The organism is Sphingomonas aurantiaca (assembly GCF_003050705.1).
In the GTDB taxonomy this organism is placed as follows: Bacteria; Pseudomonadota; Alphaproteobacteria; order Sphingomonadales; family Sphingomonadaceae; genus Sphingomonas; species Sphingomonas aurantiaca.
Window position 1 is genome coordinate 119,761 of the sequence record NZ_QAOG01000003.1, and the last position, 15,610, is coordinate 135,370.

Below are 15,610 nucleotides of genomic sequence, written 5' to 3' on the forward strand. Positions count from 1 at the left end.
CGCCACCCTCCTCTACGGAAGTACGACGGCACGCATGATATCGGGATGTATCAGGGCAGGGTTGCGGCGGATCTGGCACGGGAGTGCCGGGTTCGCCTCGGCCGTCCTGATGCTGGCGCCGGTGCCCGCCACCGCAGAGCAGCTCGACCTCGATACGGGGTGGAGCTTCTGGCTGGCGAAGGATGCGCCCGCCGATCCGGCCTGGCTGAAGGCCAACCCGGCGGGGGCCGAGAGCGTCGTCGTCCCGCATAGCTGGCCGCTGACCCGCGGTGCGGGGGCCGAGGGCGTCGGCTGGTATGCGCGGACGCTGGTCGTGCCCGACGCGATTATCGGCAAGCATCTCGAACTGCACTTCGACGCGGTGTTCTACGCCGCGCGGGTGTGGGTGAACGGGACGCTCGTCGGGAGCCACGAGGGCGGGCACACTGCGTTCGATCTCGACGTTTCCAAGGTGTTGAAAGCGGGCGCGAACCGGATCGTCGTTGCGGCCGACGACCGGCCGGGGTTCGCGACGATCCCGGGCTACGCGATGCGCTTGGCGGGCTCGGGCAACGTCTGGTACGACTGGTGGCATAGCGGCGGGATCACGCGCGACGTGTCGCTGCGGATCGCCGAGCGCGGGCTGATCCGCCGCCAGCGTATCCGGCAGGTTCTGAAGGCCGACAGCGCGACCGTCACGAGTGGCATCGCAATCGAGAATGTCGACGTCACGCCGCATAACTATTCGCTGACGACGGTCGCGATCGATCCGGACGGCCGCATGGTCGCGCGGGCCTTTGCGGGTTTGACGGTTGCGGCGTCGTCGGCGGGGACGTCCGATGCCGAGCTGGTCATCGCCAAGCCGCAGCGGTGGCAGATCGGCGCGGGGAAGCTGTACCGGATCGTTGCCGAGCTGCGCGACGAGAAGGGCGTGGTGCTCGACCGGCGCGAGGACACGGTCGGTCTGCGCACGCTCGCGATCCGCGATCGTCGGCTCTACGTCAACGACGTCGCGGTGCGGCTGACGGGCGTGACTCGGCACGAGGATTCGCCGTGGGAGGGCGCCGCAGAGACGCGCGGGACGATCCTGCACGACATGCGCGATCTGGCCGCGCTGCACGTCACGCTGACGCGGCCGGTGCATTATCCGCAGCCGCAGAGCGTGTTCGATGCGGCGGACCGCGCTGGCATGCTGCTGATCCCCGAAATCCCGATCTGGCAGATGACCGCGGCGCAACTGGGCGATCCGCGGCTGCTGGTGCGCGCCAAGGCGATGATGGCCGAGATGATCGCCGAAAGCGGCAATCATCCGAGCGTGCTCGCGTGGAGCGTGATGAACGAGAGCGAGGCGGCCACGCCGCAGGGACTCGCGTTCGTCAAGGCGATGAAGGCGCATATCAACGCGATCGATCCGGGCCGGTTCGTGACCTTCGCGGACTCGCAGATCGCGGAGCGTGCGGTCCGCGTGCCCGCGCTGGTCGAGGCGGACTTCGTCATGGCCAACGCCTATTTCGGAACCTGGAGCGGCGGCGCGGACAAAGTGGGGCCGTGGCTCGATGCGTTCGACAAGGCGTATCCGGACCGGATGCTGGTGATCTCCGAATTCGGCTGGCCGGGGCCGTTCTCGAAGGACAGCGCGAGCGCCGACGTGGCGCGCACCGACAATCTCAAGGACCAGCTCGCGGCGTTCGCGACGCGGCCCTGGGTCGGCGGCGCGATCTTCTGGAGCTATGCGGATTATCGCTCGAACAAGAACCTCTTCGCAGGGCTCGCGGACGGGTATGTCGATCACGGGCTGGTCGATCCCGACCGCCAGCGGCGCCCGAGCTATTTCGCATGGGAAGCCGCCAACCGTGCGGTCTCCGCGAAGGTCGATCTCACCATGGCGGGCGAGACACCGACCGGCTTCACCGCCACCGTCCTAGGCGCCGCGAAGGGGGGCTTGCCCTCCTATCCGCTGGTTGGTGCGCGGTTGCACTGGCGCGCGATGGGCGGCGATCGCGTGGTGCTCGGCGAGGGCGAACAGGCGCTGCCGGTCATCGCGCCGGGTGCCACCGCGACGGTGTCCGTCAGCTGGTCGGGCCGTCTCACGCCCGTCACCGTCACCGTCGATATCCTGACCGCGGAGGGGGCACGCGCAGGCGGCGTCGTCCGTGAGTATGAACCATTCAAGGCAGGCTCCGCCGCCTTCCCGCCCGACCCGGCGCAATTACCGAAGGACCCATCATGATCCGTCTCCGCCCCCTGGTGCTCGCGCTGCTGATGACCTCGACCGCGGCGGTGGCCGAGGGGCCGAAGCTCATTCCGATGCCCGCCTCGATCGAGGCGAAGGCGGGGACGTTGACGATCGGCGAGGGGGCGGGGATCGTCGCGGGCGATGCCGGCGCGAAGACCGCGGCCAAGCTGCTCGCGCAGCAGGTCAAGGTTGTCCGCGGGCTGTCGCTCGCTAGCGACGCCAGCACGGGGCCGATCCGGTTTGTGCGCGACGCGAGCGTGACCGGCGACGAGGCCTATGTGCTGAGCGTCGACGCGAAGGGCGTGACGATCGCAGCGAGTGGTGACGCGGGCCTTGTCCACGGCGCGATGACGCTGGCGCAATTGCTCAGCCCCGATGCGGAGGTCGGCAAGCCGGTCGTACTCGCGGCGATGACGATCCGCGATGCGCCGCGTTTCAAGTGGCGCGGGCTGATGATCGATCCGGCGCGGCATTTCGTGCCGATGCCGACGCTCTGCGCGATGGTCGATCAACTCGCCGCGCAGAAGATGAACGTGCTGCATCTCCACCTGACCGACGATCAGGGCTGGCGCGTCGAGATCAAGCGCTATCCCGAGCTGACCCGGATCGGCGCGTGGCGCACGCCGCCGTCGGCGGGTGGTGCGCCCGGCGAGAAGGTCGGCGGATTCTATACGCAGGCCGAGCTCAAGGCGCTGGTCGCCTATGCCAAGGACCGCGCGATCACGGTGGTGCCCGAGATCGACCTGCCCGGCCATGCGCAGGCGGCGGTCGCGTCCTATCCCGCCGAAGTCGGTGTGCTCGGCGATCGGCCCGCGGTCGGTCACGACTGGGGCGTGAACCCGTGGCTGTTCAGCCCGGAAGATCGCAGCATGACGTTCATCAAGCATGTCCTCGACGAACTGATGGAGGTGTTCCCGTCGCAGTTCATCCATCTCGGCGGTGACGAGGCGGTCAAGGACCAGTGGGAGCGCTCGCCCGCGGTGCAGGCGAAGATGAAGGCGCTCGGCCTCAAGACCGAGATGCAGATGCAGAGCTGGATGATCGATCAGCTCGGCGAGTATCTCGCCAAGCATGGTCGCCGCCTGATCGGCTGGGACGAGATCCTCGAAGGCGGACTGCCGCCGTCGGCGTCGGTGATGTCGTGGCGTGGCGAGAAGGGGGCCGTGGAGGCGGCGAACCAGGGGCATGACGTGGTGCTGAGCCCTGCGCCGATCCTGTATCTCGACAGCCTGCAGAGCGGGCGGCGCGACGAGCCGCCGGGCCGTATCTCGAACGGCGATGCGATCGTGCCGCTGGCTCGGCTCTATGCGTATGAGCCTGCGCCCGCGGGTCTCGCGCCCGACAAGGCGAAGCATGTGCTCGGCGCGCAGATCAATGCGTTCAGCGAATATCTGGTGACGCCGCAGCAGCTCGAGCATGCGACCTTCCCGCGGCTGTCGGCGCTTGCCGAGCGGACCTGGTCGCCGGGGTCGACGCGCGATTTCGACAATTTCGTCTCGCGCCTCGAGCCGCAGATGGGGCGCTATGCGCGCGCCGGGATTGCGGCGGCGGACAGTGCGTTCGCAGTCGATTTCACGATTGCCGGCACGCGCGGCGATGCGTTGCGTCGCGGCAAGGTGCCCGTGACGCTGGCGACGCAGACGGGCTATGGGACGATCCGCTATACGCTCGATGGCAAGCTGCCGACGGCGCGGTCGAAGGCGTATGCCGCACCGCTGTCGGTCAAGCCGGGCGTGACCATCCGTGCCGCGGCCTTCACCACCGATGGTCGTCCGACCGCGGAACCGCGGCTGTTCGAGACGAGCCGTGCCGCGTTGCTGCGTCGGTCGAGTTCGGAGCTGGTCGCCTGCCCCGATGGCGCGATCGGGCTGCGCGTGCCGCTGACGTCGGAGGCGACCGCGAACACGCCGGTGTTCAACGTCAACATCTTCGACACGTGCACGATGTACCCGGCCGCGCCGCTCGACGTGGCGCGCGGGTTCACCGTCGATGTCGCGCGGCTGCCAAGGCATTACGGCTTGGCGCATGACGAGAAGGCGCTGCGGCGGCATTACGCGGTGACGACGTACGGCGAACTCGTGGTGCGCACCGGTGGCTGTACCGGCCCCGTCGCGGGAACCTTCCCGCTGCCGAACCCGGCGACCAGCCCCAACCGCATGACCTTCCGCGGCACGTTGCCGCAGGGGAAGGGCGATGCGGATATCTGCCTGACGTTCACGGCGTCGATGGAGTCGCCGTTCTACGCGGTCGAATCGATGCAGTTGTTGGAGAAGAAGTGATGCGGCGCACGGCTCTTATGTTGCTCGCCGCTGTCGCTGCGACCCCGGCCTGGTCGGCACCGCGGACCAGCGTCGTGCTCGACAGCGGCTGGTCGATGCGGATCGATCCGGCCGATACGGCGGCGGCGAGGGCGCGTCCGAAGGCGGCGCGCTGGCTCCGCGCGACCGTGCCGGGCAGCGCGCAGACCGACCTGATGGCGGCCAAGATCGTGCCCGATCCGTATAAGGGGCTGAACGAGGCGAAGATCCAGTGGGTCGGGCTGACCGACTGGCAGTATCGCACCACCTTGAAGATGACGTCCGAACAGCTGGCGCGCGATCATGTCGACCTGGTGTTCGACGGGCTCGATACCTTTGCCGAGGTGCGGCTGAACGGCACGAAGCTGCTCGCGGCGGACAATGCGCATCGGCGCTGGCGCGTGCCGGTCAAGGCGGTGCTCAAGCCCGGTGCGAACGAGCTGCTCGTCACCTTCCGTTCGCCGATCCGCACGTTGCAGCCGATGGTGCTCAAGGCCGCCAATCCGCTGCCCGGTGAGTATGATTCGATGTTCGGCGACGAGCCGATGGGCAAGCAGACCTCGCCCTATATCCGTAAACCCAAATATCAATATGGCTGGGACTGGGGCCCCCGGATCGTCACGCAGGGGATCTGGCGCCCGGCGCGGATCGAGGCGTGGGACGACGCGCGGATCGAGGCGTTTCGCGTGACGCAGGAAGCGCTGACCAGGACCGAGGCGCGGCTGTCGGCCGAGCTCGACGTCGTCGCGGGCGCGGAGCGTCCGGTCACGGTGCAGGTTGCGGTAACCGGGCCCGATGGTCAGGTCACGCAGGCGGCGCGGACCGTCACCGTCGCGGCGGGCGCGAGCCATGTCGCGGTGCCGGTGAGCATCGCCAACCCGCAGCGCTGGTTCCCCGCGGGCTATGGCGCGCAGCCGCTCTACACGGTGAAGGCGACGCTGAGCGACGGTACGGGGGCGATCGATTCCGCGCAGCGCCGCACTGGCCTGCGCACCGTCGAACTGCGCCGCGAGAAGGATGCGCAGGGGCGCGGGTTCGCGTTCGTCGTCAACGGCATTCCCGTGTTCGCCAAGGGCGCGAACCTGATCCCGTTCGACATGTTCCCGGCGCGTGTGCCCGAGAGCCAGATCCGCACCGTCATGGCCGGCGCGCGCGACGCCAACATGAACATGATCCGCGTATGGGGCGGCGGCTATTATCTCGACGACGCGTTCTACGACATCGCCGACCAGATGGGGTTGATGGTGTGGCAGGACTTCATGTTCGGCGGCGCGGTGACGCCCCCCGACCGCGACTTCCGCGAGACCGTGCGGATCGAGGCGGAGGAACAGGTCGACCGGCTCCAGGCGCACCCGTCGATCGTGATGTGGGCGGGCAATAACGAAGTGCTGAGCGGCTGGGCGAACTGGTCCGACCGGATCGCGTACAAGAAGGCGGTCGGCGCGGACGAGCAGGAGCGGATCGGCGTCGGCATGGCGGTGATCTTCGACCGCGTGCTGCGCGATGCCGCCGAGCGCCGCGATCCCGATGCGGTGTACTGGCCGGGCTCGCCGAGCAGCAATTACGAGGACAAGCCCGACATCGATGGCGATGGCGACCGGCATTATTGGGACGTGTGGGGCGGCAAGAAACCCGTCGAGGCGTATCTCGACAGCTGCCCGCGCTTCATGTCCGAATATGGCCTGCAGTCGATGCCCGAGATGAAGACGATCCGGAGCTTTGCAACCGACGCGGACTTCTCGCCGACCTCGCCGGTGATGAAGGCGCACCAGAAGTTCCTGAAGGGCGAGGGCAACGACCGGCTGCTGTTCTACATCCGCGAAAAATACCGCGAGCCGCGCGATTTCGCCGAGTTCGTGTATCTCAGCCAAATGATGCAGGCCGAGGGGATCGAACTCGCCGCGCTGCATCACCGTGCGTGCCGGCCGGTGACGATGGGGTCGCTGTTCTGGCAGATCAACGATGTCTGGCCGGGCGCGTCGTGGGCGAGCATCGATTATTACGGTCGCTGGAAGGCCCTGCAATTCCGCGCGCGGCATTTCTATGCGCCGCTTGCGATCGCCGCGGCGCGCAAGGATGGGGCGACCAAGATCAGCCTGATCTCCGACGCGACGGTACCGACTGCGGCGGTGTGGCGCGTGCGGACGCTCGACGTCGACGGGAAGGCTCTCGCGACGACCGAGACGCCGGCGACGCTTGCGCCCTTGTCCGCAACCGCGGTGGCGACCTTGCCCGATGCGACGCTGTTCGCGGGCGGCGATCCGGCGCGGACGATCGCGGTGGCGGAGTTGGTCGTGGAGGGCCGCGTGACCTCGCGCGCGCTCGTGTCGGCGGCGCCCAAGACGATGACGCTGCCCGATCCGGGGCTGACCGCCAAGTGGGCGGGCGATCGCCTGACGTTGACCGCGAGCAAGCTGGCGCGCGCGGTGTGGATCGATTTCGGCAAGCTCGAGGCGACGCCGTCGGACAATGCGTTCGATCTGCTGCCGGGGGAGAGCATCACGGTGACGATCGCGTCGAAGGAGTCCGAGGCGGCGCTGCGGCGCGCGCTGACGGTCCGCACACTGGCGGGCGTTGCGGCGGTGAAGTCGTGAGGCTCATCACCACCTCGTCATCCCAGCGAAAGCTGGGATCCAGAGCCACGAACCGCGCCGCCCGTTGCCCTGGATCCTGGGTCGAGCCCAGGATGACGGCTGTTGGGCGGCTAGCGCTTGCCCCGATCGGCCTTTTGCTCGCCTCGTCCGCGCTCGCGCAGACGGATCCAGCGGTGCGCAGCATGACGCTCGACGAGAAGGCGGCGCAGTTGCAGAGTGTCGCGCCGGCGATTCCGCGGCTGAACCTGCCCGCCTATGATTACTGGAACGAGGGGCTGCACGGGCTCGCGCGCAACGGCGTGGCGACGGTGTTTCCGCAGGCGATCGGGCTTGCCGCGACGTGGGACGAGGCGCTGCTCAGGCGCGTCGGCGACGTCGTGTCGACCGAGGCGCGCGCGAAGTCCAACGCGCTGCCGGCGGGTGACCGCGAACGCTATCAGGGGCTGACGATCTGGTCGCCCAACATCAATATCTTCCGCGATCCGCGCTGGGGCCGCGGGCAGGAGACCTATGGCGAGGATCCGTACCTGACGGGGCGCTTGGGCGTTGCGTTCATTGGCGGGTTGCAGGGGCCGGATCTGGCGCATCCGAAGGTCATCGCCACGCCGAAGCATCTGGCGGCGCATAGCGGTCCCGAGGCGGGGCGCGACGGGTTCGATGTCGATATCTCGCCGCATGATCGTGAGGCGACGTATCTGCCGGCGTTCCGGATGGCGCTGACCGAGGGGCGGGCGCTCTCGACGATGTGCGCGTATAATTCGATCCACGGGGTCCCGGTGTGCGCTTCGGAGCCCTTGTTGACGCAGACGCTGCGCAACCAGTGGGGCTTCAAGGGGCTGATCGTGTCCGACTGCGACGCGGTCGGAAATATCGCCAATTACCATAATTACCGGCCCGATTCCGCGAGCGGGTCGGCGGCGGCGATTGCCGCGGGAATGGATTTCAACTGCGGCAAGACCTACGCGGCGCTCGGCGATGCCGTGCGGCGCGGGCTGGTGCCCGAGACGACGATCGACACGAGTTTGACGCGGACGTTCGCGGTGCGGCGGATGCTGGGTGGCGCGTTCGGCGCGACGAGTCCTTGGGACAGGATCAAGCCGACCGAGTTCGACACGCCCGCGCACCGTGCGCTGGCGCTGGAGGCGGCGCGCAAAGCGATGGTGCTGGTCCAGAATAACGGCGTCCTCCCGCTGAAACCCTCGGCGAAGATCGCGGTGATCGGGCCGAATGCCGACAGCGTCGATGTGCTGGAGGCGAATTACCACGGTACTGCGGCGGCCCCCGTCACGCCGCTCGCGGCGCTGCGGACGGCGTTTGGCGGTGTCCACTATGCGCAAGGGTCGAGCATCGCCGAGGGCGTGCCGGTGCCGGTGCCCGATACCGCGCTGTCGCTGCGGGCCGAGTATTTCCGGGGGAGCGATTTCACGGGGACGCCGGTGGTGCGCGCGGACCGGCTGATCGACTTCGATTGGGACCGCACCGCGCCTGCGCCGGGGATCGATCCGGCGGCGTTCTCGGTGCGCTGGACGGGTACGGTCACTGCGCCGGCGGCGGGCGACTATGTGTTCCGGCTCGACGTGCCGCGCTGCTTCGACTGCAAGGGACATGATCCTGCGCGACTGTGGATCGACGACAAGCTGGTCGCCGACGACGATGGCAGCGGCAAGGCTGTCGAGGCGCCGGTGACGCTGACCGCGGGCGCGCATTCGATCCGCGTCGAGCTGGCGCATAGCGGTGAGGATCAGGGGTTGCGGCTGACCTGGACCGCGCCTGCCGAGGCGCAGATCGCCGAGGCAACCGCCGCGGCGAAGGAGGCCGATGCGATCGTCGCGTTCGTCGGGCTGTCGCCCGCGGTCGAGGGCGAGGCGTTGCAGATCGAGGTGGCCGGCTTCTCGGGTGGCGACCGGACCGATATCGGGCTGCCCGCCGCGCAGGTGAAGCTGCTCGAAGCCGCCAAGGCGACGGGCAAGCCGCTGGTCGTCGTGCTGATGACGGGAAGCGCGGTCGCGCTCACCTGGGCCAAGGCGCACGCCGATGCGATCCTGGTCGGCTGGTATCCGGGGCAGGCGGGCGGTCAGGCGATCGCCGATACGCTGACGGGCGCGAACAATCCGGGCGGGCGACTGCCGCTGACCTTCTACGCGAAGACGCGCGATCTGCCCGCGTTCATCGACTACAACATGCGCGAGCGGACCTATCGCTACTTCACGGGCACGCCGCTCTGGGGCTTCGGCCACGGGCTGAGCTATACGCAGTTCGCCTATGCTGCACCCAAATTGCTGCGCAGCACTATCGCGGCGGGTGAGAGCTTTACGGTCGAGGTCCCGGTGAAGAACACGGGCAAGGTTGGCGGCGACGAAGTGGTGCAGGCGTATCTGGTGCCGCCCGAGCCGGCGGTGAAGCCGCGCTTCAACGATCCCGTCCTGCAACGCCAGCTCGTCGGGTTCAGGCGGCAGACAGTGAAGCCGGGGCAGACGGCGCGGGTGGCCTTCACGATCGATCCACGGGGGATGAGCAGCGTCGATGCGGCGGGCAATCGCCGCGTCGTGCCGGGCGAATACCGGCTGCATATCGGTGGCGGCCAGCCCGGTGACGGGCCGGGTGTCGATACCGTCTTCACCGTGACGGGAACCAAGGATTTGCCGAAATGATCGATCGTCGGATGCTCATCGCCGGCGCCGCGGCGCTTAGCCTCGCCGGACCGCTGCGCTCGGCCGCGCCGTCGTTCGTCAGCAAGCGCCCGAAGCTCGGCGATCGCCGCTACACCAGCCGCGCGGTCGAGGCCGAAATCGCGCGCGTCACGGCGAAGATCGGCGATCCCGAGCTCGCCTGGATGTTCGGCAATTGCTACCCGAACACGCTCGACACGACGGTGTTCATGGGGAGCGTCGACGGCAAGCCCGATGCGTTCGTCATCACCGGCGACATCGACTGCATGTGGCTGCGCGACAGCTCGGCGCAGGTGCATCCGTATTTGCCGCTCGCGAAGCGCGATCCGGCGTTGCGGACGCTGTTCCGCGGGCTGATCGCGCGGCAGGCGCGGTGCATCCTGATCGATCCCTATGCCAATGCGTTCATGCACGACCCGTCGGCGAAGACCAATCTCAGCTGGTCGCTGACCGACGACACGGTGATGAAGCCCGGCGTCGGCGAGCGGAAGTGGGAGATAGATTCGCTCTGCTACCCGATGTGGATCGCGCACGCCTATTGGCAGGCGACCGGCGACACCGTGCCGTTCGACGCGCTGTGGGCGGACGGTGCGCGCGCGTCGATCCGCACGTTCCGCGAGCAGCAGCGCAAGGACGGGCCGGGGCCGTATCGCTTCCGCCGGTCGTCGCCGATCGTCGGCGAGAGCATGCCGCTCGACGGCTATGGCCCGCCGTCGCGGCCGGTCGGGCTGATCCATTGCGGGTTCCGCCCGTCGGACGATGCGTGCGTGCTGCCGTTCCTGATCCCGTCGAACATCTTCGCGGTGCGCGCGCTGCGTCAGGTCGCGGAACTGGCGACGCGCGCGCGGCCCGACGCGGCGCTGGCGGCGGATGCGATCGCGCTGGCCGACGAGGTCGAAGCGGCGTTGCAGCTGCACGGGATGACCAAAGGCGCGGACGGCCAGCCGGTCTGGGCGTACGAGACCGACGGCTATGGCAACGCGATCTTCATGGACGACGCCAACGTGCCGAGCCTGTCGGGGCTCGCCTATCTCGGCGCGGTGAAGCCCGACGATCCGCTCTGGCGGCGCACCGCCGCGCGCGCGTGGAGCAAGGACAACGCCTATTTCTTCAGCGGCAAGGCGGCCGAAGGGATCGGCAGCCCGCATACCGGCTTGCGCGAGATCTGGCCGATGGCGATCGTGATGCACGGCCTCAACGCGCTCGAGACGGGCGACGATGCGACCGTCGCGCGCAGCCTCGCCGCGCTCAAGACGACGCATGGCGGCACCGGGTTCATGCATGAATCCTTCAACCAGGACGACGGCGCGAAGTTCACGCGGTCGTGGTTCGCCTGGGCGAACGGGCTGTTCGGCGAGCTGATCGTCGACATCGCCGCCAAACGCCCCGCGCTTCTCGGAGTCCACGCATGAAGATTACCCGCCGTTCGCTGCTCGCCGGGAGCGGCGCGCTCGCGCTGACCGCGCGCGCGACGTTCGCCGCCACGCCGACCAAGACGACCGCGCCCGATCTGTTCGTCGGCACAGGCGGGCATGGCCACACCTATCCGGGTGCGACTTTGCCGTTCGGGATGGTGCAGCTCAGCCCAGATACCGATGTCGAGCGCTGGGATGCATGCTCGGGCTATCACCGCACCGATACGTCGATCATGGGGTTCAGCCACACGCATCTGTCGGGCACCGGGATCGGCGATATGCTCGACGTGCTGGTCGTGCCGACGCGTGGGAAAGTGCAGCTGGTGCCCGGGACGCTCGCCGATCCCGATGCGGGGTATCGCCAGCGCTTCACCGCCGAGCATGCCGAGCCGGGCTATTACCGCGTGACGCTCGAATCGGGCGTGCGTGCGGAGCTGACCGCGACCGAGCGGACCGGGATCCAGCGCCACGTCTTCCCGGCGGGGGCGGGGCACATCCTGGTCGATCTGTCGCACCTGATCCTCGACAAATGGGATCACGGCGTGCTGATCGACGACGCGTCGCTCAACCTCGACACGACCGGGATGCTGACCGGCAGCCGCCGCGTGTTCCGCTGGGCGAAGGGGCGGCGGATCCACTTCGCGATGCAGCTGTCGCGCAAACCCGACCGGATCGTGTTCTACGGCGATGGCGATGCCCCGCAGCCAGCGGGCGCGAAGGGCGTCGCGGGCAAGCGCGTCAAGGCGGTGCTGCATTATGATGACGCCGGCGCCGCGCCGATCGTGATCCGCACCGGCATCTCGGCGGTCGACGTCGCCGGCGCACGCGCGAACCTGGCCGCCGAGGCGCGGCATTGGGATTTCGATCGCTACCGCGCCGATGCGACCAAGAGCTGGGCGCCCGCGCTCGAGGCGGTCCGCGTCGAGGGGGGGACGCCTGCGCAGCGCACGATCATGGCGAGCGCGCTGTATCATGCGCAGCTCGCACCGACGCTCTTCTCGGATGTCGACGGGCGCTATGTCGGGCTCGATCGGCAGGTGCACAGCGTTACGGGCAAGGACCGCGCGTACAGCAGCTACTCGATGTGGGACACGTATCGCGCGCTGCATCCTTTGCTCACGCTGATCGAGCCGCAGCGCACCGCGGAGCTCGTCGGCGACCTGATCCGCCAGACGCAGCAGAGCCCTTACGGCCCGCCGGTCTGGCCGCTCCAAGGCGTCGAGACGGGCTGCATGATCGGCTGGCATTCGGTGTCGGTGATGGCGGAGGCGCGTGCGAAGGGCGTGCCGGCGAACTATGCCGCGGCGTGGCCGAACGTCCGCCGCCGCTCGTTCGATTTCGCGATGCCCAATCTCGACAACAGCCTGGGGATCAAGCCGTACGACACGATGGGCTACATCCCCGCCGACACGGTGTTCGAGTCGGTCTCGCGCACGCTCGAATATGCGTATGACGATTACGCGTCGGCGCACTTGGCCGATGCCGCGGGTGCGACCGCCGAGGCGGCGCGGTTGCGCAAGCGGAGCGGCAACTGGCGCAACGTGTTCGATGCGTCGATCGGGTTCGCGCGACCCAGGCTCGCGGACGGGACGTGGACGACGCCGTACGATCCGATCGCGCTCGGCCATGCGTCGAAGTGGCGCGATTATACCGAGAGCAATGGATGGCAGGCGACGTTCCTCAACCAGCACGACGTCTATGGCCTGATCGCGGCGATGGGCGGCGATGCCAAGTTCGAGGCGAAGCTCGACGGCCTGTTCAACGCGCCGTCGACGCTGCCCAAGGATGCGCCGCCCGACATCAGCGGGCTGGTCGGCCAATATGCGCATGGCAACGAGCCGAGCCACCACGTCGCCTATATGTACGCGTACTGCGGCGCGGCGTGGAAGACGCAAGCCATGGTCCGGCGGCTGCTGACCGAGATGTACAAGGACGATCCCGACGGCATCATCGGCAACGACGATTGCGGGCAGATGAGCGCGTGGTTCGTGCTGAGCGCACTCGGGCTGTATCCGGTCGATCCGGTGAGCGCGAACTATGTGCTGGGCGGTCCGCTGTTCGATCGCGCCGAGATGCGCGTCGGTGCGGGCAAGACGCTGGTCGTCGAGGCGCGCGGTAATGGCCCAGACCGGCCCTATGTGCAGGCGGTGACGTGGAACGGCCGTCCCTGGACGAAGAGCTGGATCGCGCATGCCGATATCGTTCGCGGCGGCCGGCTCGTGTTTGAGATGGACGCGACGCCCAACCGTGATTTTGGCCGCGCGCCTGCCGATCGGCCGCCAGCAACAACCGGAGTTTCGCGATGACCTTGGATCTCAATCGCCGCGCGTTGATCGCCGGTACGCTCGCCACCGCTGCCGCTGGTCGTGCGAATGCCGCCGCTCCCGTCGGTGCGCCCGCTCCGTGGGGTGCGACGCCTAGCGTGCGTCAGCTCGCCTGGCACAAGCGCGAGCGTTACGGCTTCGTCCACTTCACGCTGAACACCTGGACCGACAAGGAATGGGGCTATGGCGACGAGGACCCCAAGCTGTTCGATCCGACCGCGTTCGATCCCGACCAGATCGTCGCGGCGGCCAAGAGCGCAGGGCTGACCGGCCTCGTCCTCACCGCCAAGCATCATGACGGCTTCTGCCTCTGGCCGACGAAGCTCACCGAGCATTGCATCCGCAACAGCCCGTACAAGGGTGGCAAGGGCGATATCGTCCGCGAACTGGGCGATGCGTGCCGGCGCGGCGGGATCTCCTACGGGCTGTATCTCTCGCCGTGGGATCGCAACCGCGCCGATTACGGCACGCCCGCTTATGTCGCGTATTTCCGCGCGCAGCTCACCGATCTTTGCACCAATTACGGCGAGCTGTTCGAGGTGTGGTTCGACGGCGCGAACGGCGGCGACGGCTATTATGGCGGCGCGCGCGAGGCGCGGAAGATCGATGCGCCGAAATATTATAACTGGCCGTCGATCATCGCGCTGGTCCACAAGCTCCAGCCGATGGCGTGCACGTTCGATCCGCTCGGTGCGGATATCCGGTGGGTCGGCAACGAGGACGGGCATGCGGGCGATCCGTGCTGGCCGACGATGCCGAACCATCCCTATGTGCAGGCCGAGGGCAATTCGGGCGTGCGCGGTGCGCCGCTCTGGTGGCCGGCGGAGACGAACACGTCGATCCGGCCCGGCTGGTTCTATCATGCCGACGAGGATCTGCAGGTGAAGTCGCCGCAGCGGCTGATGCAGTTCCACGACGAGTCGGTCGGGCGCGGCACCAACATGATGCTCAACCTGCCGCCCGATCGCCGCGGTCTGATCGCCGAGCCCGATCTCGCGTCGTTGAAGTCGTTCGGCGATGCGTTGCGTGCGAGCTTCAGGACCGATCTGGCGAAGGGCGCGGTGGCGACCGCCTCGGCGGTGCGCGGTCCCCGGTTCGCGGCGGCCAATGTGCTCGACGGCAATCCCGACACCTATTGGAGCACGCCGGATGCGGTGAAGACGCCGTCGCTGGTGCTCGATCTGCCGCCGGGGCGCCGGTTCGATCTGATCCGGATCCGCGAGGCGCTGGCGCTCGGCGTGCGCGTGACGAAGTTCGCGATCGACGTGGCGGACGCGAACGGCGCGTGGCGCGAGGTCGCGGTGCACGAGTGCATCGGCGCGCAGCGGATCGTACGCCTGCCCGCGCCGGTCACCGCGCGCCGCGTGCGGTTGCGGATCGTCGAGGCGCCGGCGTGCCCGGCGATCACCGAGCTGTCGCTGTTTTTGAGCGTCGCGCCGGTCGCGGTCGCGGCGTCGCAGGCGACGGGTAACAAGATCATCGCCAAGACCGGTTGGACGATCGCCGGGGCGACGCAGCACACGCTGGCTTCGAAGTCAGGCAAGCCGGACTTCGCGGGCGAGACATCGCTTGCGAGTGCGCTCAAGCCTGCCTTGGCGGGGGCCGAGGCGGTGCTCGACGACGATCTCGCGACCGTCTGGACGACGCCTGCGCCGACGCCCACGAGCGTGGTCATGCTGATGATCGACATGGGGAAGGCCGATCAGGTCGCAGGGTTCAGCCTGACGCCGACGCGTCAGGCGTTGCCCGATGCGGGCCCGCCGGGGCGCTACCGTGTCGAGACGAGCGAGGACGGCAAGACCTGGACGCCCGCGGGCGAGGGGGAGTTCGGCAACATCGCCTATGCCCGTGCGACGCAGCGCATCACCTTCGCGAAGCCGCGCCAGGCGCGGTACCTGATGCTGGGCTTCACCAGCGTCGCGACCGCGCAGCCGAAGATGGCGATCGCCGGGATCGGTGCGTTCCGCCCGTAAGCTGTCCGTCATCCCCAGTCCCGCCGTCGTCCTGACGAAAGTCAGGACCCAGAGTAATGGGGCGACGCGCTTGTAACCCTGGATCCTGACTTTCGTCAGGATGACGGAGGGGGGTGACTGAGT

7 protein-coding genes are annotated in these 15,610 nt (G+C 68.3%); all 7 read left to right on the forward strand.

The window, feature by feature from the left end; genetic code table 11:
• Window positions 1-34: 34 nt before the first annotated feature.
• A complete protein-coding gene (locus C8J26_RS09520) occupies window positions 35-2,209 on the forward strand; it encodes a glycoside hydrolase family 2 protein (RefSeq protein WP_107957718.1) in 2,175 nt (724 codons plus the stop codon).
• Window positions 2,206-4,494 (forward strand): beta-N-acetylhexosaminidase, encoded by a 2,289-nt coding sequence (locus C8J26_RS09525; RefSeq protein WP_107957719.1) that lies wholly within the window; start codon window positions 2,206-2,208, stop codon window positions 4,492-4,494. Before C8J26_RS09520 ends, C8J26_RS09525 begins: the two co-directional genes overlap by 4 nt.
• Complete coding sequence (locus tag C8J26_RS09530) at window positions 4,494-7,106, forward strand: beta-mannosidase (RefSeq protein ID WP_107957720.1); 2,613 nt, start codon at window positions 4,494-4,496, stop codon at window positions 7,104-7,106. Before C8J26_RS09525 ends, C8J26_RS09530 begins: the two co-directional genes overlap by 1 nt.
• A 92-nt stretch (window positions 7,107-7,198) precedes the next feature.
• Window positions 7,199-9,757, forward strand: coding sequence for a glycoside hydrolase family 3 protein (locus tag C8J26_RS09535; RefSeq protein ID WP_107957721.1), 2,559 nt, complete (start codon window positions 7,199-7,201; stop codon window positions 9,755-9,757).
• A complete protein-coding gene (locus tag C8J26_RS09540) occupies window positions 9,754-11,187 on the forward strand; it encodes a glycoside hydrolase family 125 protein (RefSeq protein WP_107957722.1) in 1,434 nt (477 codons plus the stop codon). The genes C8J26_RS09535 and C8J26_RS09540 overlap by 4 nt, the downstream gene beginning before the upstream one ends.
• The gene (locus tag C8J26_RS09545) at window positions 11,184-13,496 is read left to right on the forward strand and encodes a GH92 family glycosyl hydrolase (RefSeq protein ID WP_107957723.1); all 2,313 of its coding nucleotides are present in this window, start codon (window positions 11,184-11,186) and stop codon (window positions 13,494-13,496) included. The genes C8J26_RS09540 and C8J26_RS09545 overlap by 4 nt, the downstream gene beginning before the upstream one ends.
• Complete coding sequence (locus tag C8J26_RS09550; RefSeq protein ID WP_107957724.1) at window positions 13,493-15,487, forward strand: alpha-L-fucosidase; 1,995 nt, start codon at window positions 13,493-13,495, stop codon at window positions 15,485-15,487. Before C8J26_RS09545 ends, C8J26_RS09550 begins: the two co-directional genes overlap by 4 nt.
• Window positions 15,488-15,610: the final 123 nt, after the last annotated feature.